This is a genomic window from Sulfurimonas sp. NWX79 (assembly GCF_039667035.1).
Taxonomy (GTDB): Bacteria; Campylobacterota; Campylobacteria; order Campylobacterales; family Sulfurimonadaceae; genus Sulfurimonas; species Sulfurimonas indica.
Genome location: NZ_JALCZL010000006.1, coordinates 47,643 through 71,856 on the forward strand (window position 1 = coordinate 47,643; position 24,214 = coordinate 71,856).

The following is a 24,214-nucleotide window of genomic DNA, read 5'->3' on the forward strand; positions in this document are numbered from 1 at the left end:
GTCAGCCTTAGTGCAGGTTAAATATTGACTTTGTATCGAGGAAGTTTCAGTTTGTTACTATTTGAGACATATAATACAAAATGATATTATATCTCTCGTTGTGCAAGGTCTCTTGCTTGAAGAATTCTGTTGGTACCTGTTGATTGTGCGTAGTGTAAAATCTCTTTTGCCTGTTTCATTGCTTCTTCCAAAGAGGTGTTGTTTGGTTTGATGACAAAACCACCACTGACAGTTATCTGTGTAGAACCTTGATGTGGAATATTGAACTTTAGTTCTGCGATACTTTCACGAATGAGCTCCACATCTTTGTAGGACTGCTCTTTTGAAGAGCGGGAAAAAATAATTGTAAATTGATTAAAATCTGTTCTTGCAATGACATCAATGGCCTGTTCATGTAGAGAGATAGTATAGGCAATTTTTTTGAGTATTGCCTGTGTTACATCTTGAGGAAAGGCTCTGTTTGATTTTGAAAAATTATCTATCTCTAAAACTGTAACAGAGGTAAAGTTACTCTCTTTAGCACCTTTTTTCATTGAGTATGAGTTAATTAATCCTTTATGATTATTGATACCGGTTACCGGATCAAGAAAATCAGGATTGTCACTTGATGTGTTTTTTCTGTTCATGCGCAGTGCAATTGCATCGGCCTCTTGAGAAAAGATAGTATAGGTTTTTCTGTGTTTCTCCACTTGATATAAAAACTCTATATCTTTGTAGATAGCGTTAAGTGTACGACGATAGTAAAATGTTGCTAAAAGAATAAGAATAAAAATAACAACAATAGCATTTTTAACAAAGTAAAATTTCTCTTCATTATATGTTATGGTTTTTAGGAGCATAGAGTCTATATGTTTGTTAATAGTGTAGAGCGCTACGTCTAAACGTCTTTTTGCTGTTTTTTCTCGTTCTATGTCTCTTGTGTCAACATAGTACTCTTTTGCAGCTTTGTTGAAAGTGTCGGTCAGTTCTGAGAGTTTTTGTAAATCTGCAAAGTACTCTTGTTCATTTTTAAGAACATACTTGTCAATATAAGCATACTTATAAAGTGTACGTAGTTTGTTTATCTCTTGATGCAGGCGAGTGCTTTTACCATTAAACTGTATAAGTGCTAGTTCAAGATCACTTTTATCTAGCTTTGTAAGTGTAGAGATAATCTTTTTTTGATTACGTAAATTATCTACTTTGTCAAATGATAAACTATGCTCTAGAACAAGTAACATACCAAGTATCGCAACAAATAAAACAAAAAGTAAATATGTATTTAAGTTCTGAAATATCTTTTTTATGGATTGCTTCATAAATATTTTTCCTAAAAATGTTATAATAACTTACCATTCTATATCGGTTGCAATTAATAATAGCTTAAGAAAAAGAAGAGTTTTTGAATTTAGAAAATTATTTTATATCACTTTTTAACAATAAACATATTGGTGATGATGCTGCTTGCATTGGTGAGTTTATCTATTCAAAAGATGCTTTTTTTGAAAATGTCCACTTTAAAAAAGAGTGGATGAGTTATGAACAGATAGCTAAAAAAGCGATGCTGGTCAATATTTCAGATGCCATTGCCATGAATGCAAAGCCTCTGTATGCACTTTTGAGTGTTGCAATGCCAAAAAGTATGTCAAAACATGATATGCAAGCGCTCGCAAAGGGCTTTAAAGATGTTGCAAAATGTTATAATATGGAAATTATTGGTGGCGATACGATAAGTAACACGAAGTTAGACATAACCGTGACGATTATTTCAAAGAGTAAAAAACCATTACTTCGAAAAGGTGTGAGAGATAACTACCTTTTTGCGTATACAGGGAAGCTTGGAGAGAGTGCAAAGGAGCTTAAAAAACTTTTCAATCTTGGAAAGATTCATAAAAAGTCGAAGTTTGTAGATATACAACTCAGAGATACTTTTATTAGAAGATCAGAACGGTTTTTAAAAGCCGGCATGGATATTTCTGATGGGCTCCTGAGTGATTTACAAAAGATTACAACACGCAATAGTATCGGCGTGCGATTTCATACAAAACTTCCTAAGTCATTGGGGTGTAGCGGTGAAGAGTATGAGATGCTTATAGCCTTTGATAAGCGCGATAGAAAAGCAGTAGTTCGGCGGGCTGTACAAAGTCGAACACCTTTAAATATTTTTGCAAGAGCCTCACGCAACAGATATAAAAACAGATGTAGGGCACACCATTTTTAAATAGTAGGAAAAAGAATTATATGGATAGATTTTATTCGCTTGCACATGCAAGTATAGATTTTCATTTTAAACAGTCTCCACGGGATTTTGTAGTAGAAGAGATACCTCTTTATGAATTTAGTGGAGAGGGAGAACACCTTGTCCTGTTTGTGAGGAAAAAAGGACTCTCTACAACAGAGATGATAGGACAGATTGCCCGTTATCTTGGCATCAAAAACAAAGAGATAGGCTATGCGGGGCTCAAAGACAAACATGCCATGACAAAACAGTATATCTCACTGCATAGAAAATATGAAGAGGCGATGGATAGTTTTAATTTTGACGGCATCAAAATTCTCTCAAAAACCTATCACAACAATAAAATCCGTATCGGGCACTTAAAAGCTAATCGTTTCTATATTAAACTCAAAAAGGTCAATCCTACAAGTGCGGCTAAAATTGATGAAGCCTTGAAAAACATTGACAAGCAGGGAATGCCAAACTTTTTTGGATACCAGCGTTTTGGGAATGACGGCAATAACCATATTCTTGGAGAAAAATTGGCAAAAGGTGAAGCACGTGAGAGAAACCCTCGTGTAAAAAAGCTTCTTATCAATGCTTACCAGTCACATCTCTTTAATCTCTGGCTCTCACGCAGACTTGAGATTAACTCGCTTGTGAATAGTTTTGAAGCTAGCGAATTAGAATCATTGCTTAATATGCCAAATGATGAAGTAAAAAAGATGAAAGCGCAATCTCATCCTTTTAAACTTATCAGTGGAGATGTTATGGAACATTACCCTTACGGTCGACTTTTTGATTATGAGGGTGCAGAGGATGACTTAAAACGTTTTAATGAACGTGATGTAAGTGTTACAGGCCTGCTTCCTGGGAAAAAAGCTCGGCTTGCTACTATGGAAGCCAGAGTCATAGAGAAAGATTATGATGATGATATCAATGCAGATGGAGCACGTCGTTATGCATGGGTTTATCCGACAGATATAGAGGGACGTTTCAATCAAGTTGAAGCACAATATGAACTTAACTTTACACTTCCAAAAGGTTCATATGCAACAGTACTTATAGAAGAAATAGCAAAAAGAAAAATTAATTAAGGATTTATAGTAACAATGGAAAAGAGACATATTACATCAGCAATATCACAAATATTTGGAAAATTCGCATCTAAAGAGTTTCCAGCGTGGTTTCAAAATATAGTCAATCAAAGCTATGTGAGTCTAATGGGTCTGGATATGAGTGAGTTTCATGCACCAAGCACATATAAAAGTCTCAATGCACTCTTTACAAGGCATCTGCGTGAGATGAGAAACTTCTCTCTTGGGGCAGAGGATTTTATATCTCCATGTGACTCACTAATCTCGGAGTGTGGAAAACTTGTAGATGATTATGCACTGCAAATCAAAGGAATGCGCTATAAGACGGATGAGCTTTTAGGAGAGAACTTCACGCAGGAAGAAAAAGCAGAAGTTCATGATGGAGATTTTATAAACTTCTATCTCTCTCCAAAAGATTATCATCGTTATCATATCCCGACAAATCTCAAAGTTTTAAAAGCTGTACATATTCCAGGGAAATTTTATCCTGTAAATCTTCCTTCACTTAAAAAACGTTTGAATCTTTTTATAGAAAATGAGAGGGTTGTACTGCAGTGTGAGACTATGAACGGTAAAAAATTCTATATGGTTTTAGTTTCAGCACTTAATGTTGGTGTGATGAAAGTAAGTTTTGAGCTTCGCATCCAGACCAATGCAGATGTAGTAGGTGAGCAGGTTTATGAGTTTGATAATCTCTACCTTGATAAAGGTGATGATTTTGGATGTTTTGAGATGGGTTCAACGATTGTCATACTCTCTGAAAAAGGGATGTTTGAAGAGGTTCTGGTAAAAACAGGCGATCAAGTGAAATTTGGTCAGACTATCGCAAAACTAAATGTTTAGGAGGGATTCCTAAACATTAAAACGGAAATGCATTACATCACCATCTTGAACGATGTACTCTTTTCCTTCTAGACGCATTTTACCAGCCTCTTTGGCTCCGGCTTCTCCGCCATATTCAATAAAGTCCTCATAGCTGATAACTTCAGCGCGGATAAAGCCTTTTTCAAAGTCATTGTGAATGGCAGCTGCTGCACGCGGGGCAGTGGAGTTTTTACGAATAGTCCAGCTTCTTACCTCTTTGACACCGGCTGTAAAGTAGCTCATCAGTCCGAGTTTGTCAAAACCTTTGTGAATGATTTGTTCCAAACCTGACTCTTCAACACCAAGCTCATCCAAAAACTCTTTTGCTTCATCCTCTTCAAGACCAATAAGCTCCTCTTCAACTTTTGCACAGAGCTTGATAAGCTCGCAGTTGTTTTTCTCTGCGTGCTCACGCAGTGCTTTTACATACTCATTATCTTCTAAAAGACCATCTTCATCAGTATTTGCACCGTACATAATCTCTTTGTCTGTCAAAAAGCGTACTTCACGGTTAAGTTGTTTATACTCATCAGAGTCTGCTTTTTCAAAGTTACGTGCCAAGTTGCCTTCGCCTAAGAACTCTAAAAGTTCTTCTGCAACTTCAAGTGAAGCTTTTGCACTCTTGTCTGCTTTTGCCTGCTTTTTAAGTCTCTCTATACGATTTGAAAGTACTTCGACATCTGCAAGGATTAACTCACCTTCAATGATCTCAACATCACGCAGCGGGTCAATGCTGCCTTCATTGTGAACAATGTTTTCATCTTCAAAACAGCGTACAATCTGCAAAATAACTTCAGTCTCACGGATATTTGAGAGAAACTTATTTCCTAGTCCTTCACCTTTGCTCGCACCTTTTACAAGACCTGCAATATCGACAAAATCGAGTGTAGAGTACTGAATACGCTCAGGGTTAACAATCTTTGCAAGCTCGTGGAGTCTTTTGTCCGGTACGGGAACAACTGCCTTGTTTGGCTCAATAGTACAAAACGGATAGTTCGCCGCCTCTGCGTTTTGTGCCTTTGTGAGTGCATTGAAAGTTGTTGATTTACCTACATTTGGAAGTCCGACCAAGCCGATTGCTAATCCCATAATTACCCTTTAAAAAAGTTTTTTGCAATTATAGCTAAGTAAAATTAAAATTGGGCGTGATACAATAGCGCAAAAAACAAAAGGAATTTTTATGAGTGTACTTTTAGAGTTTGCAATGTTTCCGACATCTGATAATTGTAGAGAGGGTAGTTCTGTTTCCAAACAGGTGGCAAAAATCATCGATGCTATAGATAAGAGTGGAGTGACATATAAACTGACACCAATGGGGACAATAGTGGAGACAGATACAATGCGTGAGGCTTTAGATGTAATTGAACTTGCATATGAACAGGTGAAAGAGTGTGAGCGAGTCTACTCCTCTTTAAAATTTGATATTCGTCATAACTCTGAAGAGAGATTAAAAAACAAGATAAAATCTGTGGAGAAAAACATAGGAAGAGAAGTAAGAAAATAGCCAAATATACTCTTAGTATGTTTTAGAATGATAGAAGAGGGGATGGATCCGAAAAATATCTCTGCTACTGGTTTAGGGAAGAAAGTTGAATCGTCGTATAGAGATCATTATGCTTCCAAACTTAGAGATTCTCTTAAATGAACTACCAAAAGTTGTAGAGTAGTTTTTTGTATATCTTCTAAAGTTTTGTATTGATTTATCTCCATATTGTTAAGAACAGTAACGTTCACTTAACGTTACTATGCAACAATACAAAATATAAAAATTAGGAGTTGAAAATGAAAAATATGATGATTACATTGATTGGAGTTATGGGAATAACCACATCACTATCGGCATCGAGTGGAGCTGAAAAGATATTTGACAATAAATGTGCAATGTGTCACATAAAAACTATGCCAAAAGATAAATCTAGTTTAGTAGCACCACCACTGATGGGAGTTATGCGACATATTAAAATGGTATATCCAAATAAAAAAGATGCTGTGAATTTTATAGTCGCTTATGTTCAAAATCCAACAAAAGAAAAGGCAGTCTGTATGCCACAGAAGATCAAACGTTTTGGTTTAATGCCTTCTCAAAAAGAGAATATAACTGAAGAAGAGTTACGTCAAGTGAGTTCTTGGATGTTCGATAACTATCCACCGAAAAATTTTAAAGGTGGTCAGATGAAGAGAATGAATATGCAGTAGAGTGAGAAGTCCATAAAAAGGACTTCTTCTATTCTTTTATTGTAACTCTTCTCTTACGATTTTAACCGCTTCAACCATATTTTTAAGACTTGGTTTTACTTCGTCCCACTTACGTGTTTTTAATCCACAGTCAGGGTTTATCCAGAGTTGTTCTTTTGGTAGAACTTCTAGAAGTGAGTGGATCTGTGCCACTATCTCTTCAATTGATGGAATACGTGGAGAGTGAATGTCATAGACACCCGGACCGACCTCTTGTTTATAGCCGACTTTTGCAAAGATTTTGAGTAGTTCATTGCCACTTCTTGCCGTCTCGATTGAGATAACATCAGCATCCATCGCTTCAATGGTTGCAATGATGTCATTAAACTCACTGTAACACATATGTGTATGGATCTGTGTCTCTTTTCTTGCAGAGCTCACAGAGAGTTTAAAATCTCTCACCGCCCAATCTTCGTACGCTTGGACCTTTGAGTCTCTCAGCGGATACCCCTCTTTAAAGGCAGCTTCATCGACTTGAATGATTTTAATGCCTGCATTTTGCAGATCATCAACTTCATCACAGATTCCAAGTGCGATTTGTTTGCTTACTTCACTTCTTGGCATATCATCACGCACAAAAGACCAGTTTAGGATTGTGACAGGCCCTGTCAGCATTCCTTTCATGATTTTGTCCGTTTTGCTTTGTGCATACGTGATCCAGTCAACGGTCATTGCCTTTGGACGGCTGATATCACCATAGATAAACGGAGGTTTTACACAGCGACTTCCATAACTCTGTACCCAACCGTTTTGGCTAAATCCGTATCCTTGCAGCTGCTCTCCAAAGTACTCAACCATATCATTCCTCTCAGGCTCACCGTGAACTAAGATCTCTAGTCCGCACTCCTCTTGAAATGCTATACATTCATCAATGTAGTTTTTCATCTCTTGCGTGTAAGCATCTTGCGTGAGATTACCGTTTTTAAATTCACGTCTTGCATGTCTCACTTCTGGAGTTTGCGGAAATGAGCCGATAGTAGTCGTTGCAAGCTCTTTATACCCTAAAAGCTCTTTTTGAATTTTGATACGCTCCTCATATGCACCGTCTCTCTCTAACTTTGTAACTGTTGCTACTCTTTGTTGTACTTTTTCATCATGGATGCGTTTTGAACTTCTGCGTGAGATATTTGCCTCTTTGTTTAAGATAAGTGCTTTTTTCTCATCCTCACAGAGGGAAGCTTCTCCATCAAAAAATATTTTACAGAGCAGAGAAATTTCATCAAGTTTTTCAATGGCATAGCTTAACCAGTTTTTTACTTCACTGTCCATTTTCTCTTCATATTTAAGCGTGAAAGGAACATGTAAAAGTGAAGAAGATGAACCTACAAGAATATTTTCTTTTTTAACAACATTTGCGATTTTTTCAAGCTTGGCAAGCGTTGCTTCTATATCTGTTTTCCAGATGTTTCTTCCATCTACAACACCTGCGATGAGTGTTTTTCCAGAGTCTGCAATAATACCCAGTGAATCATAATTCTCTTCGCCATATAAAAAGTCAAGTCCAAGAGCCCAAATAGGCGTGTTTACAAGGATTTTTGTAGCTTCGCTTGAGTGTTCAAAATAGCTTACAACTGAGAGTTTAATATTATTTGATATGAGTGCAAGTTTATCATATGTTGGCTTGATTAAAGAGAGTACTTTTGTATCTAAATCTTTTACAAAGATCGGCTCATCTATCTGCACAACTACTTCATCATCAAGCTTTGCTATCTTGGCTAAAAGTTCCTCATAAAGTGGCAGAAGTTTTGCAAAAAACTCATAAACATCACCACCGTCAGCTCTTTTTGAAAGTCCTAGATAAGTAAGTGGACCTATGATATTAATCTTTGTCTTAAATCCTGCTGCTTTTGCTTCTTTGTATTCGTTGATGATTTTATTTGCATTGAGTTTGAACTGCATCTCTTTTGAGAGTTCCGGTACGATGTAGTGGTAGTTTGTGTTAAACCATTTTGTCATTTCACAGGCAGTTGCTTCTTTGTTCCCACGAGCCATTGCAAAGTAAAGCTCTTCGTCTTTTAGACCTTTAAAACGCTCCGGAATTACACCAAAAAGTACAGAAGTATCAAGCATATTATCATAAAGCGAGAAATCATTTGAGCTGATATATTCAATACCTGCTTCTCTCTGGTATGTCCAGTGTCTCTTTTTTAGCTCACTTGCAACTTTTGTAACTTCACTAAAGTCACTTTTACCACTCCAGTAGCTCTCAAGTGCAAACTTGAGTTCTCTTTGTTCTCCAATTCTTGGAAATCCTACTACATAACTATTTTTTGACATCACAATATCCTTTGTTTTGTGTCATTTCTGACAATATTTTTTTGTTTGTTTTTCTAAGATTGTTTGATTATTAAAGGGATATTGCTAGAGGAGGGTGAACACCACTGCGACGAAATGCAAAACATACTGTATAGTATGGGCATCTTGGAATGTAGTGGTTGAGTAAAATCATAAGTTTTGATTTTATCGTAAAGAAGAGATGACAATGGCATGGTTTTGTATTGTTGAGCAGTGCTTGTTTTGTAGCTGCAAACAGTTCATTGAGTGCCATTACTCTCTCCTTTTTAACAAATTTTTGAAATTATATCACAACTATTTTATACTTTTCAAAAATTGTGTCATAAATCGTACACCTGCACCTGTTGCACCGTGAACATTGACATCCCAAGGAGTTTCTGTATATGCGCTTCCTGCGATATCAAAGTGAAGCCATTTGTTCTTGTTCTCTTCTTTGATGAAATTATCTAAAAAGAGTCCCGCAGTGATAGCACCACCGTAAGGTTTATTGGAGATATTGCAGATATCTGCTATTTCACTTTTAAGCTGTTTTTTAAGGTGTTTGTTAAATGGTAGGCTTGCTGTAAGCTCTCCTGCTTTTGTTGCAGCTTTACTGAGGTCATGTCTAAGTCTGTTAGAGTGTCCCATAACACCTGTGGTGTATTGTCCAAGTGCTACCATGCAGGCACCCGTAAGTGTTGCAAAGTCAAAAAGGTAGTCCGGTTTTGTTCTGTCTTGTGCATAGTCAAGTACATCTGCTAAAACAAGACGTCCTTCAGCATCGGTATTACGTACTTCAATCGTATCGCCTTTACGTGAGACAAGTACATCATCCGGTTTATAAGCATCACCGCCTATCATATTTTCAACTGCACCGACAAATGCATGCACTTCGATATCAAGTTTTAACTCACTTACAGCCTTGATAATGCCAAGAACTGCACATGCACCTGCTTTATCCATTTTCATAGTAACCATACTGGTTGCAGGTTTTAAGCTTAAACCACCACTGTCATAAGTGAGACCTTTACCAACTAGAGAGATGGTTTTTTTTGCATTTTTTGGTTTGTATGCAAGATGGATGAGCTTTGAGTCATGACGAGAAGCACGACCAACCGCAAGCATTGCATTACATTTCTCTTTTTTGAGCTCACGTTTGCCTAAAACATCACATGAAAGACCATTCTCACGTGCAAGTTTTTTAGCAACTTTCGCCATTACTTCTGGGTACATATCATCTGGTGCAGTATTTACTAAATCACGTGTGAAACATGTAGCTTCTGCAACAATGAGTGCTTCTTCAAAAAGTGCTGAAAGTTCTTCAACATTCTCACATGTAAGATAGAGATTTTTAATCTTTATCTTTTTTGCCTTTGATTTGTAGTTGTTAAACTCATATCCACCTAGAACAAATCCTTCAATGATCGCTTGAATACTGTTTTTATCTACATTAACTGAAATTGATTTGTAGTCATAACTTTTTATTGCTTTTACAGTTGTAGCTGCTGCAGTACGTAGGTTTTCAGCATCATAGTTCTCTAAACCACAAAAAAGAAGTGATTTACCATGCATTGCACAAAGAGAATCCTGTTCTGCTTGAAACCCTGCTTTTTTCAGTGTTTTTTTGAATTTTGCCTTCTCAAGTCTCTCTGCTGTAATCAGTTTCAGAGTAAGATTGTTTTTTGTATCAAATACTTTTTTATTGATAAGTTGTATATTCATCTTTTTTGTTCCATTTAGTAATTTATTTTTTATATAGTAGCAAAATAATAGAAACGAAAGTGATTTAACTTCATAAAAAAATTATTTATGATAAAATCTTTTTTATGATAAATAAACAAATTTTAATAATAGAATTAAATGAGCAAAATTTTGAGGTATTAGACACGATTCTTTCCAAAGTAGGATATGCTTGCAAAGCTATTTTAGATACAGAGAGCTTTAAAAGTCTAGAGCTTCAAGTAGATGAATTTGATTTGATTTTGGTTAACTCTTATATCAACTATGTCGCAGTAGAAGATGTGCTACAGCTTTCTGAGGTGGATATGGTTCTTAAAATACCTGTTGTCTATATGGACAGTTCTAAAGAGCATAGTCGAAAAATGTTAGAAGAGTGCTTTAGTACGGGTGTTTCTGATTATATTAAAAAACCTTTTGACTCAAAAGAGATTATTGCTCGGGTTGATTATCATTGTGAACAGCTTTCTAAGCTGCGTGAGTATAAACTGCGTGTTGATAAACTTGCAAATTTGGCAACAGTTGACCAACTCTCAAAATTAACATCAAAAATGCATATGCAGGCTATTTTACGCCATCAAATAAATTATTTTAATAGATATAAAACAGATACGACACTTATTTATCTCAGTCTTTTAAATATCGACAAACTCATAGGTACCTTTGGACTTGAAAAGGGTGAGAAGGTTATCTCACAGTTTGCAAAGGCTCTTAAGTCATCTATTCGTGAGTCGGATGTACTTGCACGATGGGCAGGGTCTGATTTTATCATTTTACTGACAAATACAAGTGTCTCTGCCTCTGAATTTATTACGAAAAAACTCAAAGCCAAACTTGCAAATGTGGAAGTAATGAAGGGAATTAAACCTGAGTTGGCATTTGGTATAACCTCTTTTACTGAAGATGATGATGTAAAAGAGGTTATAGAGAGAGCAAAATATGCTCTTGGCGAAGCGAAAAAACAGACCTATGGAAAAATCCATATAGTCTAGTTAGTCAAAGTGTAGTAGATCTTTGGCTTGAATCATATCTTTATCTCCACGACCTGAGAGGTTTACGATGATAAGTTTATCTTTGATATTTGGCAGTTTTTTAAGATATGCTACTGCGTGAGATGATTCAAATGCAGGAATGATTCCCTCTTTTTGACTCAGCCATACAAAAGCATCAAGGGCTTCTTGATCTGTGATATAGTCATATGTAACAGATTTATTGTCATGATGAAAAGCATGTTCAGGGCCGATTCCTGGATAATCAAGACCTGCTGATATAGAGTGAGCCTCTAAAATCTGTCCATCTTCATCTTGAAGTAGGTAGCTCATCTGTCCATGCAGTACTCCTGGACGTCCTTTTTGAAGACTACATCCATTTTTATCATCAATCCCAAGTCCACCGGCTTCAATTCCGATACACTCAACACCTTCATCTTCTAAAAAGTGCTGAAACATTCCAATAGCATTAGATCCACCGCCAATACACGCTATTATATGATCAGGCAGACGATTCTCTTTTTCAAGTATTTGAGCACGTGCTTCCCAACCGATGATAGCTTGAAAATCTCTTACCATCATAGGGTAGGGATGTGGTCCTGCAACAGTACCGATAATATAAAAGGTATCTCGTGCATTTGTTACCCAGTGTCTTATTGCATCATTCATTGCATCTTTTAAAGTACGGCTTCCACTCTCTACAGAATTTACCTTTGCACCAAGAAGTTTCATTCTAAAAACATTTAACTCTTGACGCTCAACATCTTTTGCACCCATAAAGATTTCACACTCTAAGTCTAAAAGAGCTGCAATTGTAGCAGTTGCCACACCATGCTGACCGGCACCGGTTTCTGCAATAACTTTTTTATAGCCTAATCTTTTCGCCATAAGTCCTTGGGCGATCACATTATTTACTTTATGAGCACCCGTATGATTCAAATCTTCTCTTTTTAGGTAAACTTTTGCACCAAGCTCTTTAGAGATATTTGCTGCATAGTAAAGTGGAGAAGGACGACCGACATAATCTTTTAGATAATAGTCAACTTCAGCCCAAAAATCTTTATTAAAACGTATTGCATCATACTCCTCACGCAACTTTAAAAGTGCAGGCATAAGAGTTTCTGGGACATAGCGTCCACCGAAAATTCCAAAGTGTCCGCGCTCATCCGGATCAAATTTTGAAGCAGTTGGTATATACATTAATTAACCTCTATAAGTGAATAAACTTGCGTTTTTTCTTTTAATTTTTCGATGCCATCAAGAAATGTCAGCCCTATGACAAAACAGCACTCAACACATGTCGCACCTGTTTGATTGATAAGTGTAGCAGCTGCATTGGCAGTACCACCGGTTGCAATCAAATCATCCATAATAAGCACACGGGCATCTTTTTTCTCACCAAAAGCATCGATATGTACCTCTATCTCATCAAACCCATACTCCAAAGAGTACTTTTCACTAATAGTCGTGTATGGGAGTTTTCCTTTTTTTCGAATAGGAACAAAACCAAGACCAAGCATCTGTGCAAGTGCGGCACCAAAGATAAAACCACGTGCATCAATACCTGCAATGTAGTCTAGATCATACTCTTTGTAACGTTCATACAGGTGCTTCATTAAAGCACCATAAGCCTCTTTATTATTGAGTAGGGTAGTTATATCTTTAAAGATAATTCCAGGTTTTGGAAAATCTTTAATATCACGGATGGAATTTTCTATTATTTGTCTCTCTTTTTGCGTGAGTGTCTTCATCTTTTCTTCCTTAGAGTAGGGCATCAATTCTGCTCTCTAATGCTTTTATTTTGGCATTGAGACGATCAACTTCTTGTCTATGTTTAGAGTTTCTCTGTTTAAGTACTTTAAGTTCATTTCTAAGTTTGGTCAGCTCTTCTGTTAAAATATCAACATTCCCAAGTGCACGTTGGAGTTGAATCTGATATTTACGAATGAGTATCTCAGCCTCTTGAAGCGTGAGCTTCATCAGATCATTACTTCTTTGTTCTTTGTTTGTAATACTTTTAAAGTAAAACATCTTTACAAAGAGATAGATTGAGACAATTGAGAGAAGTGTTAAAAGCGACCATTCCCAAAACATACTTAAATTGCCTCTATCTTCTCGACTCTTTGAATGTGGCGTCCACCCTCAAAGCCATTTGTAAGCCATGCATCAATGATGGACTCAGCAACACCCTTTCCTACAATGCGTTCACCAAAGCAAAGAATATTTGCATCATTATGTTCACGTGCGACCATCGCCGTATAGGCATCGTGGCAAAGTGCAGCACGAATGCCTGCATGACGGTTCGCTGCCATGCTCATACCAATTCCGCTACCACAGATTAAAATCCCTTGAGACTCTTTATCCGCTAGTACTGCAGTTGCCACTTTATGTGCATAGTCAGGGTAGTCAACTCTATCTTTTGTATAAGGGCCAAAATCTTCTACCTCATGGCCTTTTGCACGTAACAGCTCAACAGTCCAGTCCTTAAGCTCAATTCCGGCATGGTCTGTTCCAATATAAAATTTCATTCTCTCTCCTTATGATAGTAATAGACTAATAATAAACTGTACGGGCATAAACAGCACGTATTGACTGAGTGGTGTCATTAAAAGAACAAGTACAATAATCATACCATATCTGTCATATTTATAGTAAAACTCTGCAATAGAGTTTATTTTGTATTTTAACGCAAGATGCATTAAAAAGTGCCCACCGTCAAACTGTGGAATAGGAAGTAGATTGAAAACTCCCAGTACAATATTGATAATAAGCAGTTGATAGATAAAAATATAGAAAAATATATAGAATAATGAGTCTGCACTTGTTGGTGCGCTCATTGCTGTAAGCCCAATAGCTACAAAAGCTCCAAGTGTAAAGTTGTAAACAATTCCTGCTAAATCCACTTGTATGGCAGCATTGTAGCCACCACGCTGGATAACTTTGTACATATCAATCGGTACAGGTTTGGCCCAACCAAATAAAAATCCACCTCCACTACCCATAAGCAGTGGTAAAAAGTAGAGTGCCGCAGGGACAATGATAGTACCAACCAGATCGATATGAGAAAGTGGGTTAATAGTAAGACGTCCTGCATTTTTAGCCGTTGAGTCACCATACATATAGGCAACCCAACCATGCATAATCTCATGACCGATAATGGCAATAGCAAGTGCTAAAATAGCACCTGCAATTTTGAATATATCAAGTAATTCCATAATACTCTTTGTATTCTCTTTCTCTTTCTTGAATCGCTTTTTTCAGGTAAGGTTCTTGTTCTAGATCCATAGGAGTTTTACCCACTCTGTCCCATCTTATCTTCCAGTTCTTATCAATTGAGAAGTAGATAAACCATGGTGTACCCTCAATGTTCTCGTACGGAACGGAACCCCAAAAACGGCTGTCATTAGAGTGGTCACGATTATCACCCATCATAAAGTAGTGATCTTTTTCTACTTTGATAGGGTTCATGTAGAAGATAGGAATTGGAAAATTTCCATCATTGATGATCTTTGCATCATGATGAATACCTGGATGCTTTTTCATATAAGGGTTTTTCACCCAGAGTTTTCCTGCAAAAAGTGCTATTTCATAACCTTTGTAGTGTTCTTTAATCCACTCATCACCTTCATGGAAGTGGATAAAAAGATTTTTCTCTGCTACGAAAAGTTCATCATCAGGTAGAGCAACACAGCGTTTTACAAAGTGCTGTTTGATATTGCCAGGATAGCGAAAAATGACAATATCGCCACGTTTTGGAGTGTCACCATTAAGAATTTTAAGCTCTTTGCTCCATGGAATGACAGGAATCTCTAAAAATGGGATATACGGCATAGGGATTCCGTAAGCAAACTTCTTTGCAAAAAGATGGTCTCCAATGAGTAAAGAGTCTTTCATACTGCCACTAGGAATTCGAAATGCCTGTGCAACAAAGAAGATGATGAAAAGGACAATGATAATGGTCCCTGTCCATGAGTTAGACCATTTGTATGCTTTATGTAAAAAGTTCTTCATTAAGCATTCTTATCTGCATGTAATTTTGCCGCTTTTAGAGTGTTGCTCAAAAGCATTGCAATTGTCATCGGTCCGACACCACCAGGGACAGGTGTAATATAAGAGCATTTTGGTGCAACATTTTCAAAATCGACATCACCGACTAGCTTACCGTTCTCTGTACGATTGATTCCGATATCTATGATGATAGCATCCTCTTTTAGCATATCTTCTTTAATGAGGTTGATAACACCAACACCTACAAAAATGATGTCTGCTTGAAGTGTATGCTTTTTGAGATCATCTGTAAAGATATGGCAGATCTCAACGGTTGCATCTGTATTTAAAAGCAGTGATGCCATAGGTTTTCCTACAATGTTTGAAGCTCCAACTACACAGCAGTTTTTACCCTTTACGTCGATGTTATACTCAGCTAAAAGCTCCATTACACCAAGTGGAGTACATGGAACAAAACCATCAAGGTTTGTAACGAGACGCCCAACATTGTATGGATGGAATCCATCAACATCTTTACTAGGATCAACCAACTCTAAAATTTTTGTAGTATCAATTTGTGGAGGAAGAGGGAGTTGTACCAAGATACCGTCAATGTTTGGATTTTGATTCATCATTGTGATAGTGTTTTCAATTGCTTCTTGTGAGATATCTTCAGGCATCTCATGTGTTACAGAGTAAAAACCAACACGGTCACATGCTTTTTTCTTCATATTTACATAAGCTGCACTTGCAGGGTCCTGTCCGACTAAAATTACTGCTAAACCAGGTGTTCTTCCTGTGTTTTCTTTTAATTTAACAACTTCAGAAGCAACATTTTTTTCTATTTTTTGCGCAAGAGCTTTACCATCAAGAATCTGCATTTAAACCTCATAAATAATATTTTTGATATTATACCTTTTTAAAATAATATTAGGCTAATAATGAAATATATTCTCTTTTTACTTTTAAGTATACCTCTTTTTGCCACAAGCAGTTTTATTACACAGTCTGAATATGCAGAACAACTCTATAAAAATCCACGGGGTATTGCATGTGGGCTCTGTCATGGCAAGAACGGTGAAGGAAAGATCATTGCAAACTATGTCCATAAAAAGAAAAAAAAGAGCTTTATCGGCCCGAAGATAAACAACATCAAATACACAGAGTTCTATAAGGCGCTCACGACACGAAAAAAAGGAATGCCTCGTTATTATCTAACTCCAAAAGAGATAGAAGCACTCTATTTTTATCTGCATGAAAATGATGCAAAAAGGGCAAAAGATGTTCAATGAGATAGAAAAAGCATATGAAGCAAGAGATTTAACTGCTTTGGATGCATTGGCAAAACCGACATTCAGAGAACAAAACAGAAGTAAAAGGTTCACAGCACCATTGATGCTCTCAGCAAATAAGATAAAACATCTTAAAAAGATAGAGTCTTTAGAGTGTGATGCAGTAATCTTGAATCTTGAAGATGGTGTCTCACAGGAGGAGAAACCTTTTGCACTTGTTTTGGCAGCTATCTTTTTAAGCAGGCTCAAAAAATGTGACAAAAAGCTTATAGTACGAGTGAATGCCCTTGATGAAGGAGGCTATGAAGAGATAACCTACTTAAATCAGTTTATGCCTGATGCTATTCGTGTACCAAAGATTAAAAATGAGAAAGAGGTACGGGATATTCTACATCTTTTAAATGATGATATAGAACTGCATCTCTCCATCGAGACAGCTGAGGCTTGGCATAATCTCTCCACTTTGGCAGTCAATAAAAGAGTAACAAGTTTTTATCTCGGCATATTGGATCTTTTTACTGATATGGGACTGCCTCAGAGCATTATCACACTTGAGAATCCGACAATGCACTATATGCTTTCACATTTTCTCATTAGCTCACGTGCTATGGGTGTCAAACCTGTCTCCTTTGTTTTTCAGGAGTACCAGGACCTGGATACATTTGAAAAATGGCTTGAGCTTGAACAGAGTATGGGCTATGATGCAAAAGGATGTATCTCTCCAAAACAGGTGGATTTAGCGAGAAAAACATTTGTCAATAAAGAAGAAGAGATAAAAAGAGCGCAGGTCATTGTCAAACTTTTTGAAATGCATAGAGATGAGAGAATAACCGGTTTTAGTGATGAAGAGTATGGGTTTATTGATGAGCCCATCTACAAAGGGGCTCTAAAACTGCTCGAGAGTGAAGGGAAATAACTTACATCCCTATCACATTATACATTCTTGCCAAAGCATCATAGTAGTTGTAATAGTCAATTACCAAAGATGATTTTGCATCGATGTAGCTTTGACGTGCCTGTTGGAGTTCAATATAGTCAGAAAGACCATTCGCATAACGTTTTTGTGCCTGATTAAACTTCTCTATGGAAGCTCGTAGGAGTGCTTCTGAGAGTTCTACTCTGTCTTTTGATTCATTGAGATTGAGATAGACCTCTGTTACATCTTTTTTTATCTGCAGTTTTAAAAACTCCAGCTTTGCCTCTGATATCTGTTCCTGTATGCGCTTTTCTTCAATGTTGGCACTGCTTGAACCACCTTGGTATAGATTCCAGTCAAGGTTTACAAGTGCTTGCCATTGTGTTTGTGGAAGAATTGTTTTTGGATCACTCAGTTCTTGTCTTGTGTAGTTTACACTTGCATAGAGTGATGGAAAATATTCTGATTGTGCTGTACGTATATTTTGGCTTGATGCTTTGAGTGTAGAGCTAAGCTGTTTTATGCTGTATCTGTGTTCATAAGCATAGGCAACCGAGTCTTTTAAATCCATATCATAAGGTGTCAGCGTTGCAAAGATATCATCAAGATTAAGCTTTTGTTCTTGGATGACATACGGTGTTTCAATATCTGTAATACCAATAACCTTATCAAGGTTCTCATACGCAAGTTTTCTTTTATAGTGGACTTTTTTGAGATCTATCTGTGCTTGGATAACATTGACTTTTGCATCAGAGATATCAATTTTTGTTCGGATACCTGCTGCATAGTATTTCTTTGCACGATAGAGTTGTGATTCGTTAAGTTTGAGATTCTCTTGCGCAACGTTCATGAGTGCCATTGCTCGCAGTACATCATAGTAAGCACTTTTTACTTCTCTGATCTTATCAGATATGCTTTGTAGATTGTTCATACTGTAAGACTCTTGCATATATTTTGAACTCTCAAAACTGCCACCGGTCTTTCCAAAATCATAAATGAGCTGTTTGAGTGAAACAGTTCCCATAAGCAGTGTTTCTTGCTGTTTATAATTTGGAAAGATTGGAATGTCTCCTGAAGATATCTCTCCGGCAGCTGCGTGAATATCTACTTTTGGCAGATAGTAACCAAACATCTTGTCTGTTCGTTTGCGTGAAGCTTCATACTCTTTCATCTTGATTTGTAAATCTGGAGACTTCTCTAGTGCCTGCTTTATAAGCTGATCAAGATTATAGACCTCTTTTGCCTGTAATGATGCAACTATGAAAAGAAGCAGTATAGCTTTTATGACAGTAAATTTCATTTAAAGTGACTCCCTTCTTGCTATTTCATCTTCAATACTGACAAATTTCTCACGCATCGTCTCCAAAAGTACATAAAGAACTGGAACTATGAGTGTTGATATGAAAGTGGCAGCTATCATACCAAACATCAAAACAACACCGATAGATATCTGTGTAATCGCACCGGCACCTGTTGCAAAAGCAAGTGGAAAGATACCGAATAAAAATGACAAAATCGTCATCATGATGGCACGAAAACGGAGTTTTCCTGCATTGATAGCTGCCTCAGTAATGTTGTTGCCTTTCTCACGCAGCTCTTTTGCAAACTCGACAATAAGAATAGCATTTTTGGCAGCAAGAGCTACAAGCAGCACTAGTCCAACCTGTGCAAAGGTATTGAGTGGGATGCCCATGAAAATCAGCCCTGCAACGGCACCTGCGATTACCATAGGCACGGAGAGTAAAATCATCAGCGGTAATATCCAACTTTCATACTGGGCTGCGAGTACCAAAAATACAACAAGTGTTACAAATATGACGACATAAATCTGTGCATTGCCTGCGAGTTTTTCCTGATAACTCATTCCTGACCATTCGTAACCATAGGTGGATGGCAAGACTCTTTGTGCAATCTCTTCCATCGCCTGCATCGCTTCACCTGAAGAGTAGCCAGATGCTGCTTCACCATTTATCTGAATACTTCTGTACATATTATAATGAGAAAGATTTTGTGGACCTATAATCTCTTTTACTTCAATCAGAGCGTTCAGCGGCACCATTTTATTGTTGATGTTTTTTACAAAGAGCTTATCGATATCCTCTTTTGCACTTCTGTACTCTTTGTCAGCTTGAACAAAGACACGGAAAACCTTACCAAACTTTGTAAAATCATTCACATATACAGAACCAAGATAGATCTGCATCGTCGTAAAGAGGTCTGATATATTGACACCTAAAGCATTGGCCTTTTCTCTGTCGATTTTAATATCATACATTGGGTAGTTACTTGAGAAGGTTGTATAGGCATAAGCAATTCGAGGATCTTTGTAAGCTTCTTTTATGATCTCATCTGCATAATGTTTTAAGTTGGTTATATCTCCTGAGAGATAATCCTGCAGTCTAAAATCAAATCCGCCAACTGCACCGATGCCAGGAATTCCCGGAAGATTAAATGCTGCAATATTTGCATCATTTATATCCATAGTAATTTTTTTAATTTTAAAAATAATGGCATCAACACTTTGGTTGGGTTTTGTTCTCTCTTTCCAGTCTTTTAAAGATACAAACATGGCAACTGAAGAGCTGTCAAGTGAAGATGTAATGATATTATATCCATCTACGATGATAACGTTTTCAATCTCATCTATAGTATAGAGTCTTTTTTCTACAATTTTTCTCAGCTTTGTGGTTTGTGAGAGGGAGGTTCCCGACTTTAAATTGACAGATACAATACATACCCCTTTATCTTCTGAAGGTACAAATCCTGTAGGAATAAGTGTAAAAAGATAATAGGTTAGATAAAAAATTCCAACGATCAAGCCAAGCATAATGTAGCGAATTTTGATGAAAAAGGTAATGATTACTTTATATTTATTGGTAATCTTGTCAAAAATATCGTCGAATTTTTGGAAGAAGATAAACTTCTTTTCGCCTTTTTTTCTTCTTTTGATAATGATAGAGCTCAGTGCCGGTGAGAGGGTCAGTGCATTGAGCGAAGAGATCATTACAGAAAAAGAGATAGTCAGGGCAAACTGTTGATAGAGAGAACCAGTGATACCCGGAAGCATAGAAACAGGCACAAAAACAGCAACTAAAACAAGAGTTGTTGAGATAATCGGACCAATAAGCTCAATCATTGCTTTTTTGACAACCTGAGGGACTGTTAAATCAGGCTCTTTTTCTAAAATGACCTCAACATTTTCAACAACCAAGATAACATCATCAACAACAATACCAATGGCCAAGATAAGTCCAAAAAGTGTTAAGAAGTTGATGGAAAAGCCGTTTGCTAAATACATAATGGCAAAAGTACCAATCAGTGAAACCGGTATAGCAACAGAAGCGATAACTGTAGGTCTCCAAGATCCCAAAAATATAAAGATGATGAGAATTACAAGACCAACTGCCATAAAAAGATTGGTTACAACATTGTTAATAGCCACTTTGACATATTTTGTTGTATCGTATGGTACATTCCAGTGAACTCCATCAGGAAAGCGACGCTCAAGTCGCTCCATCGTCTCTTGAAGCTTTTCTCTAATCTCAAGGGCATTTGCATCACCTAGTTGATATACACCGATAAGACCAGCCGGTTTTTTATCTGATATGGCATTCCAATCATAACTCTCACTTCCCAAGATAACACGTGAGACATCACTAAGGTAGACTAAAGAGCCATCATCTTTGCGTTTGAGTACGATATCTTTAAACTCTTTAACATCAGAGAGACGACCTTCTGTTGTAAGGGTAAATTCCTGTTTTTGATTGTCATATGTTGGCATACCCCCAATTTTACCGATGGAAGCCTGCTTGTTTTGGCTCTTAATGGCATTGATTACATCCATAGGAGTAAGAGCGAGGGCTTTTATCTTGTCAGGATTGAGCCAAACACGGATAGAGTACTTTTTCTCTCCCATATTTTCAGCTTTACCAACACCTGGGATACGCTTGATTTCATCAAGAACATTGATATTTACGAAGTTAGATAAAAAAGCTGCATCATACCTCTCATCTCCGGTAATTGTAATAAGACAGACAATAGAAGGGCTTTTCTTATCAACAATAACACCCTGTGCGACAACCTCTGGAGGCAAAGATGCAGTGGCAGTGGCAACTTTGTTCTGTACATCAACTGCACCAATATCGATGTCATAACCAGGTTGAAAGTAGACATTAATGTTCGCACGACCATTTGATGTAGAAGATGAATCCATATAGATAACACCTTTGATTCCATTGAGTTTATCTTCAAGAACACGGGTAACGGTATCTTCAACCACATAGGCATTGGCACCTGTATAAGTAGCACTTACACTGACAGTAGGAGGCGCAACATCCGGATATTCTGAAATTGGTAGAATTTTGAGTGAGACAAGACCGGCTATAATAATGATCAGAGAGATGACAATGGCTAAAATAGGCCGTTTTATAAAAGTTACTGAAAACATTTGTTATCTCTTTTTTGGAATCAGATTGTTTTTTTCTAAAATTGCATTAATACCTTCTTCTTTTGTCGCATCAAGTGCTTCAACTTTTCTGCCTGGTTTTAGTTTCATAAATGCTGAGATGATAACTCTGTCTCCATCTTTTAGGCCTTTTTCTATACTGACATAGTAGCGATTTGAATAACCGGTGCTAATGTCAGCTCTTTTTATAGTGGAGTTATTGTCCACAATATAAACATATTTTCCAAGTTGGTCATTAAAAATTACTTCGGGTGGAATCATTTTAAACTTATGCTGGTCTGTGATGAATACATTGACATATACAAAGGTACCAGGAAGGATTTTTCCTTCTTGGTTGTTAATTGTTGCTCTCATTGTAATCGTGGATGTAAGTGGGTCCACAATATTGTCTGAAAAGTCTACATATCCATCAAGACGAATGTTCCCTAAAGAACTCTCAACCTCAATAAAAGCATCAGGATTCTGTTTGTCACGGTATTTTTGCATAACTCTGACATCATTTTGAGAAGGGGAGAAGTAAGCATAAATCGGATCAATACGCATGATGGTGGTCAGCAGTGTTGACTCACCTTGACCTACAAGGTTGCCAACATCGATCATTCTTGCACTTACGCGTCCAGAGATTGGGGATCTTATGATTGTGTAGTCAAGTTGTATTTTCGCTTCTTTTATCTTTGCTTTGTCACCCTCTATGGCAGCTTTTAAAGAGGCAAGTTTTGCCTGATACTGTTCAAGTGTAGCCCGAGGAGCAAGCCCCTCTTTTACAAGTGGTGTATATCTTGCAACATCGGCTCTTGCCAGTGCGAGCGCTGCTTCATCCTGTGCCTTTTGTGCTTTTGCGGCATTAAGTGCAGCGATATACTGGTCTTGTTCGATCTTAAAGAGCTTTTGTCCTTTTTTTACAGTTTGACCATCCTGAAAATAGACTTTTTCCAAAACACCAGATACACGAGCACGTACTTCCTGGTGTGAACTTGCTTTTGTCTTTCCCGTAAAACGTGTCCAGATAGGCACGCTTTTCGTTTCAATGGTAATTGTTTTTACTTTAAGAGGAGGGAGCTCTTGTTTCTTTGTCTGTGTTGCTTCTTGGGAACAACTGCTTAGAAGCAGAACCGTAGCTATGAACAGGGATGAAAGAGTTTTTCTAGTCATTAAAAAGTAACCTTATAGGAGTAATTATGTTATTATAGCCCAATTCCTCTTTTTTTAAGTTATTAATATCTGGCTAAATTATAAAATACATTGTAGCGAATAAGTGTTGTCTCTTTTGGACGTGGGTATCTGCTGTATGCATACTCTATCGTCTCTTTTGTTGTGTCATCTAAGATATAGTAACCACTTTTTGAGAGAAACTTAAAATCTGTCATATCACCGTTTGGATGAAGTTTAAACTCTATAACATTATGTCTGTTAACATTTAAGTCTCTGGGAATATTAACCCGTGCTACACGGATAAGTACCTGCTGTGTGATACGGCGCATAATCTCTTGATTATCCAAGATATATTGCTGTTGCCCAGGTGAGAGTTTTCCAAACTCTTCTCCATAAAGCTCTTTGATATCTTGGGAGATACTGCTGCCGTTTTGTGTAGACTTTTTCTTTGTCTTACTCTCTTTTTCAGAGACATCTTCATAGAGCCATGCAAGTGCTTCTTTTTTCTTTGGCTCTTTTTTGACAGGTTTTGTAATATTATGATCTTTTTTCTCTGCTAAAAGTGGAATGTATGGCTTTTGAGGCGGTAAAGGTTCTACTTTAGGCTTTGGCGGCTTTTTCTTCGTTACTTTTTTAGGCTTGTTGAGTTTTGGTTTTTTAACAGGTTTGCTTGGTTCGTACTTGACAGCTTTTACAATTTTTTTCAGTTGTGAGCCTTTTGGCATCGGCGGTGCTATTTTTGGCTCGGGAATTTTTTTCTTTGTCAGACCGGATTTTTTGTGCTTAATAGGCATCTCTTTAAGTGAGATTTTTATCTTTTTCTCTTGAGGCTTTAGCTGTTTAGTTGTCGTTGAAAGTGTAGCAAAGAGAATCCACAGCAGTAAAAAGAGTACTAAGTGAATGAGTAAGGCAACAAAAAGAGCAAAGGTAGATCTATTCACAAGCATCCATAATGATTTATTTTCAAGATTATAACAAATCAATATTAACGTAACGTTGGATATAATTA

At 37.1% G+C, this 24,214-nt stretch carries 24 protein-coding genes; 8 read left to right on the forward strand and 16 right to left on the reverse strand.

Features of this window, described 5'->3' with window-relative positions:
• Positions 1-86: 86 nt before the first annotated feature.
• Positions 87-1,298, reverse strand: a complete 1,212-nt coding sequence (locus MNY27_RS04145; RefSeq protein ID WP_152182970.1) for a diguanylate cyclase — start codon at positions 1,296-1,298, stop codon at positions 87-89.
• A gap of 83 nt (positions 1,299-1,381) precedes the next feature.
• Between MNY27_RS04145 and MNY27_RS04150 the strand changes: the two genes are divergently transcribed.
• From MNY27_RS04150 to MNY27_RS04160, 3 genes are read left to right on the forward strand one after another with little or no spacing between them, the layout of a single operon-like run.
• Positions 1,382-2,200 carry a thiamine-phosphate kinase gene (locus tag MNY27_RS04150; protein ID WP_152182969.1) on the forward strand — a complete coding sequence of 273 codons (819 nt, stop codon included), beginning with the start codon at positions 1,382-1,384 and terminating at the stop codon, positions 2,198-2,200.
• A 20-nt stretch (positions 2,201-2,220) separates the two neighbouring features.
• Positions 2,221-3,294: a tRNA pseudouridine(13) synthase TruD gene (gene truD, locus MNY27_RS04155; RefSeq protein ID WP_152182968.1), complete on the forward strand. Its 1,074-nt coding sequence runs from the start codon at positions 2,221-2,223 to the stop codon at positions 3,292-3,294.
• Positions 3,295-3,309: 15 nt separating this feature from the next.
• Positions 3,310-4,137, forward strand: a complete 828-nt coding sequence (locus tag MNY27_RS04160) for a phosphatidylserine decarboxylase (RefSeq protein WP_152182967.1) — start codon at positions 3,310-3,312, stop codon at positions 4,135-4,137.
• 9 nt (positions 4,138-4,146) lie between these two features.
• Here the strand turns inward: MNY27_RS04160 and ychF are convergent, their stop codons facing one another.
• Positions 4,147-5,247: a redox-regulated ATPase YchF gene (gene ychF / locus MNY27_RS04165; RefSeq protein ID WP_346391908.1), complete on the reverse strand. Its 1,101-nt coding sequence runs from the start codon at positions 5,245-5,247 to the stop codon at positions 4,147-4,149.
• Between the two features lie 91 nt (positions 5,248-5,338).
• On the opposite strand from ychF, the gene MNY27_RS04170 reads away from it, so the two are divergent.
• Together MNY27_RS04170 and MNY27_RS04175 are read left to right on the forward strand one after the other, a co-directional pair.
• The gene (locus MNY27_RS04170; protein WP_152182965.1) at positions 5,339-5,662 is read left to right on the forward strand and encodes an MTH1187 family thiamine-binding protein; all 324 of its coding nucleotides are present in this window, start codon (positions 5,339-5,341) and stop codon (positions 5,660-5,662) included.
• A gap of 278 nt (positions 5,663-5,940) precedes the next feature.
• The gene (locus MNY27_RS04175; protein ID WP_152182964.1) at positions 5,941-6,354 is read left to right on the forward strand and encodes a cytochrome c; all 414 of its coding nucleotides are present in this window, start codon (positions 5,941-5,943) and stop codon (positions 6,352-6,354) included.
• A gap of 36 nt (positions 6,355-6,390) precedes the next feature.
• On the opposite strand, the gene metE is transcribed toward MNY27_RS04175, so the two are convergent.
• The 3 genes from metE to MNY27_RS04190 form a co-directional block, all read right to left on the reverse strand.
• Complete coding sequence (gene metE / locus MNY27_RS04180) at positions 6,391-8,670, reverse strand: 5-methyltetrahydropteroyltriglutamate--homocysteine S-methyltransferase (protein ID WP_346391909.1); 2,280 nt, start codon at positions 8,668-8,670, stop codon at positions 6,391-6,393.
• A gap of 70 nt (positions 8,671-8,740) precedes the next feature.
• Complete coding sequence (locus tag MNY27_RS04185; protein ID WP_152182962.1) at positions 8,741-8,941, reverse strand: hypothetical protein; 201 nt, start codon at positions 8,939-8,941, stop codon at positions 8,741-8,743.
• Positions 8,942-8,982: 41 nt separating this feature from the next.
• Positions 8,983-10,389, reverse strand: a complete 1,407-nt coding sequence (locus tag MNY27_RS04190; protein ID WP_346391910.1) for a leucyl aminopeptidase — start codon at positions 10,387-10,389, stop codon at positions 8,983-8,985.
• A 104-nt stretch (positions 10,390-10,493) separates the two neighbouring features.
• Between MNY27_RS04190 and MNY27_RS04195 the strand changes: the two genes are divergently transcribed.
• A complete protein-coding gene (locus MNY27_RS04195; RefSeq protein WP_346391911.1) occupies positions 10,494-11,396 on the forward strand; it encodes a diguanylate cyclase in 903 nt (300 codons plus the stop codon).
• On the opposite strand, the gene trpB is transcribed toward MNY27_RS04195, so the two are convergent.
• Genes trpB through folD form a run of 7 tightly spaced genes read right to left on the reverse strand, consistent with a single transcriptional unit; the run spans position 11,397 to position 16,261 of the window.
• The gene (trpB, locus tag MNY27_RS04200; protein WP_152182959.1) at positions 11,397-12,593 is read right to left on the reverse strand and encodes a tryptophan synthase subunit beta; all 1,197 of its coding nucleotides are present in this window, start codon (positions 12,591-12,593) and stop codon (positions 11,397-11,399) included.
• A complete protein-coding gene (locus tag MNY27_RS04205) occupies positions 12,593-13,144 on the reverse strand; it encodes an adenine phosphoribosyltransferase (RefSeq protein ID WP_152182958.1) in 552 nt (183 codons plus the stop codon). Before MNY27_RS04205 ends, trpB begins: the two co-directional genes overlap by 1 nt.
• Positions 13,145-13,154: 10 nt before the next feature.
• The gene (locus MNY27_RS04210) at positions 13,155-13,487 is read right to left on the reverse strand and encodes a hypothetical protein (RefSeq protein WP_152182957.1); all 333 of its coding nucleotides are present in this window, start codon (positions 13,485-13,487) and stop codon (positions 13,155-13,157) included.
• A 2-nt stretch (positions 13,488-13,489) separates the two neighbouring features.
• The gene (gene rpiB, locus MNY27_RS04215; RefSeq protein WP_152182956.1) at positions 13,490-13,921 is read right to left on the reverse strand and encodes a ribose 5-phosphate isomerase B; all 432 of its coding nucleotides are present in this window, start codon (positions 13,919-13,921) and stop codon (positions 13,490-13,492) included.
• A gap of 9 nt (positions 13,922-13,930) precedes the next feature.
• The gene (locus MNY27_RS04220) at positions 13,931-14,608 is read right to left on the reverse strand and encodes a site-2 protease family protein (protein ID WP_152182955.1); all 678 of its coding nucleotides are present in this window, start codon (positions 14,606-14,608) and stop codon (positions 13,931-13,933) included.
• The gene (gene lepB, locus MNY27_RS04225) at positions 14,595-15,404 is read right to left on the reverse strand and encodes a signal peptidase I (RefSeq protein WP_152182954.1); all 810 of its coding nucleotides are present in this window, start codon (positions 15,402-15,404) and stop codon (positions 14,595-14,597) included. The genes MNY27_RS04220 and lepB overlap by 14 nt, the downstream gene beginning before the upstream one ends.
• Positions 15,404-16,261, reverse strand: a complete 858-nt coding sequence (folD, locus tag MNY27_RS04230) for a bifunctional methylenetetrahydrofolate dehydrogenase/methenyltetrahydrofolate cyclohydrolase FolD (protein WP_152182953.1) — start codon at positions 16,259-16,261, stop codon at positions 15,404-15,406. The genes lepB and folD overlap by 1 nt, the downstream gene beginning before the upstream one ends.
• 60 nt (positions 16,262-16,321) lie before the next feature.
• On the opposite strand from folD, the gene MNY27_RS04235 reads away from it, so the two are divergent.
• Both MNY27_RS04235 and MNY27_RS04240 read left to right on the forward strand, forming a co-directional pair.
• Positions 16,322-16,672 (forward strand): cytochrome c, encoded by a 351-nt coding sequence (locus MNY27_RS04235; protein WP_152182952.1) that lies wholly within the window; start codon positions 16,322-16,324, stop codon positions 16,670-16,672.
• Entirely contained in the window at positions 16,662-17,588 is a 927-nt protein-coding gene (locus tag MNY27_RS04240) for an aldolase/citrate lyase family protein (RefSeq protein ID WP_152182951.1), read from the forward strand. Before MNY27_RS04235 ends, MNY27_RS04240 begins: the two co-directional genes overlap by 11 nt.
• A 1-nt stretch (position 17,589) precedes the next feature.
• Here MNY27_RS04240 and MNY27_RS04245 read toward each other — a convergent pair whose 3' ends face one another.
• The 4 genes from MNY27_RS04245 to MNY27_RS04260 form a co-directional block, all read right to left on the reverse strand.
• Positions 17,590-18,888 carry a TolC family protein gene (locus tag MNY27_RS04245; protein ID WP_346391912.1) on the reverse strand — a complete coding sequence of 433 codons (1,299 nt, stop codon included), beginning with the start codon at positions 18,886-18,888 and terminating at the stop codon, positions 17,590-17,592.
• On the reverse strand, positions 18,889-22,035 hold the full coding sequence (locus MNY27_RS04250; protein WP_346391913.1) for an efflux RND transporter permease subunit: 3,147 nt from the start codon (positions 22,033-22,035) through the stop codon (positions 18,889-18,891). It abuts the gene before it with no gap.
• 3 nt (positions 22,036-22,038) lie between these two features.
• On the reverse strand, positions 22,039-23,205 hold the full coding sequence (locus tag MNY27_RS04255; protein WP_152182948.1) for an efflux RND transporter periplasmic adaptor subunit: 1,167 nt from the start codon (positions 23,203-23,205) through the stop codon (positions 22,039-22,041).
• Positions 23,206-23,267: 62 nt separating this feature from the next.
• Positions 23,268-24,146, reverse strand: a complete 879-nt coding sequence (locus MNY27_RS04260) for an energy transducer TonB (protein ID WP_152182947.1) — start codon at positions 24,144-24,146, stop codon at positions 23,268-23,270.
• Positions 24,147-24,214: the final 68 nt, after the last annotated feature.

Coding starts and splice junctions, on each gene's coding strand:
- MNY27_RS04160 (WP_152182967.1), top strand. CDS start 3,310: ATGGAAAAGAGACATATTACATCAGCAATATCACAAATATTTGGAAAA.
- MNY27_RS04205 (WP_152182958.1), bottom strand. CDS start 13,144: ATGAAGACACTCACGCAAAAAGAGAGACAAATAATAGAAAATTCCATC.
- MNY27_RS04170 (WP_152182965.1), top strand. CDS start 5,339: ATGAGTGTACTTTTAGAGTTTGCAATGTTTCCGACATCTGATAATTGT.
- MNY27_RS04145 (WP_152182970.1), bottom strand. CDS start 1,298: ATGAAGCAATCCATAAAAAAGATATTTCAGAACTTAAATACATATTTA.
- lepB (WP_152182954.1), bottom strand. CDS start 15,404: ATGAAGAACTTTTTACATAAAGCATACAAATGGTCTAACTCATGGACA.
- MNY27_RS04235 (WP_152182952.1), top strand. CDS start 16,322: ATGAAATATATTCTCTTTTTACTTTTAAGTATACCTCTTTTTGCCACA.
- MNY27_RS04175 (WP_152182964.1), top strand. CDS start 5,941: ATGAAAAATATGATGATTACATTGATTGGAGTTATGGGAATAACCACA.
- MNY27_RS04255 (WP_152182948.1), bottom strand. CDS start 23,205: ATGACTAGAAAAACTCTTTCATCCCTGTTCATAGCTACGGTTCTGCTT.
- MNY27_RS04220 (WP_152182955.1), bottom strand. CDS start 14,608: ATGGAATTACTTGATATATTCAAAATTGCAGGTGCTATTTTAGCACTT.
- MNY27_RS04190 (WP_346391910.1), bottom strand. CDS start 10,389: ATGAATATACAACTTATCAATAAAAAAGTATTTGATACAAAAAACAAT.
- metE (WP_346391909.1), bottom strand. CDS start 8,670: ATGTCAAAAAATAGTTATGTAGTAGGATTTCCAAGAATTGGAGAACAA.
- MNY27_RS04245 (WP_346391912.1), bottom strand. CDS start 18,888: ATGAAATTTACTGTCATAAAAGCTATACTGCTTCTTTTCATAGTTGCA.
- MNY27_RS04210 (WP_152182957.1), bottom strand. CDS start 13,487: ATGTTTTGGGAATGGTCGCTTTTAACACTTCTCTCAATTGTCTCAATC.
- MNY27_RS04250 (WP_346391913.1), bottom strand. CDS start 22,035: ATGTTTTCAGTAACTTTTATAAAACGGCCTATTTTAGCCATTGTCATC.
- MNY27_RS04240 (WP_152182951.1), top strand. CDS start 16,662: ATGTTCAATGAGATAGAAAAAGCATATGAAGCAAGAGATTTAACTGCT.
- MNY27_RS04195 (WP_346391911.1), top strand. CDS start 10,494: ATGATAAATAAACAAATTTTAATAATAGAATTAAATGAGCAAAATTTT.
- trpB (WP_152182959.1), bottom strand. CDS start 12,593: ATGTATATACCAACTGCTTCAAAATTTGATCCGGATGAGCGCGGACAC.
- folD (WP_152182953.1), bottom strand. CDS start 16,261: ATGCAGATTCTTGATGGTAAAGCTCTTGCGCAAAAAATAGAAAAAAAT.
- MNY27_RS04185 (WP_152182962.1), bottom strand. CDS start 8,941: ATGGCACTCAATGAACTGTTTGCAGCTACAAAACAAGCACTGCTCAAC.
- ychF (WP_346391908.1), bottom strand. CDS start 5,247: ATGGGATTAGCAATCGGCTTGGTCGGACTTCCAAATGTAGGTAAATCA.
- truD (WP_152182968.1), top strand. CDS start 2,221: ATGGATAGATTTTATTCGCTTGCACATGCAAGTATAGATTTTCATTTT.
- rpiB (WP_152182956.1), bottom strand. CDS start 13,921: ATGAAATTTTATATTGGAACAGACCATGCCGGAATTGAGCTTAAGGAC.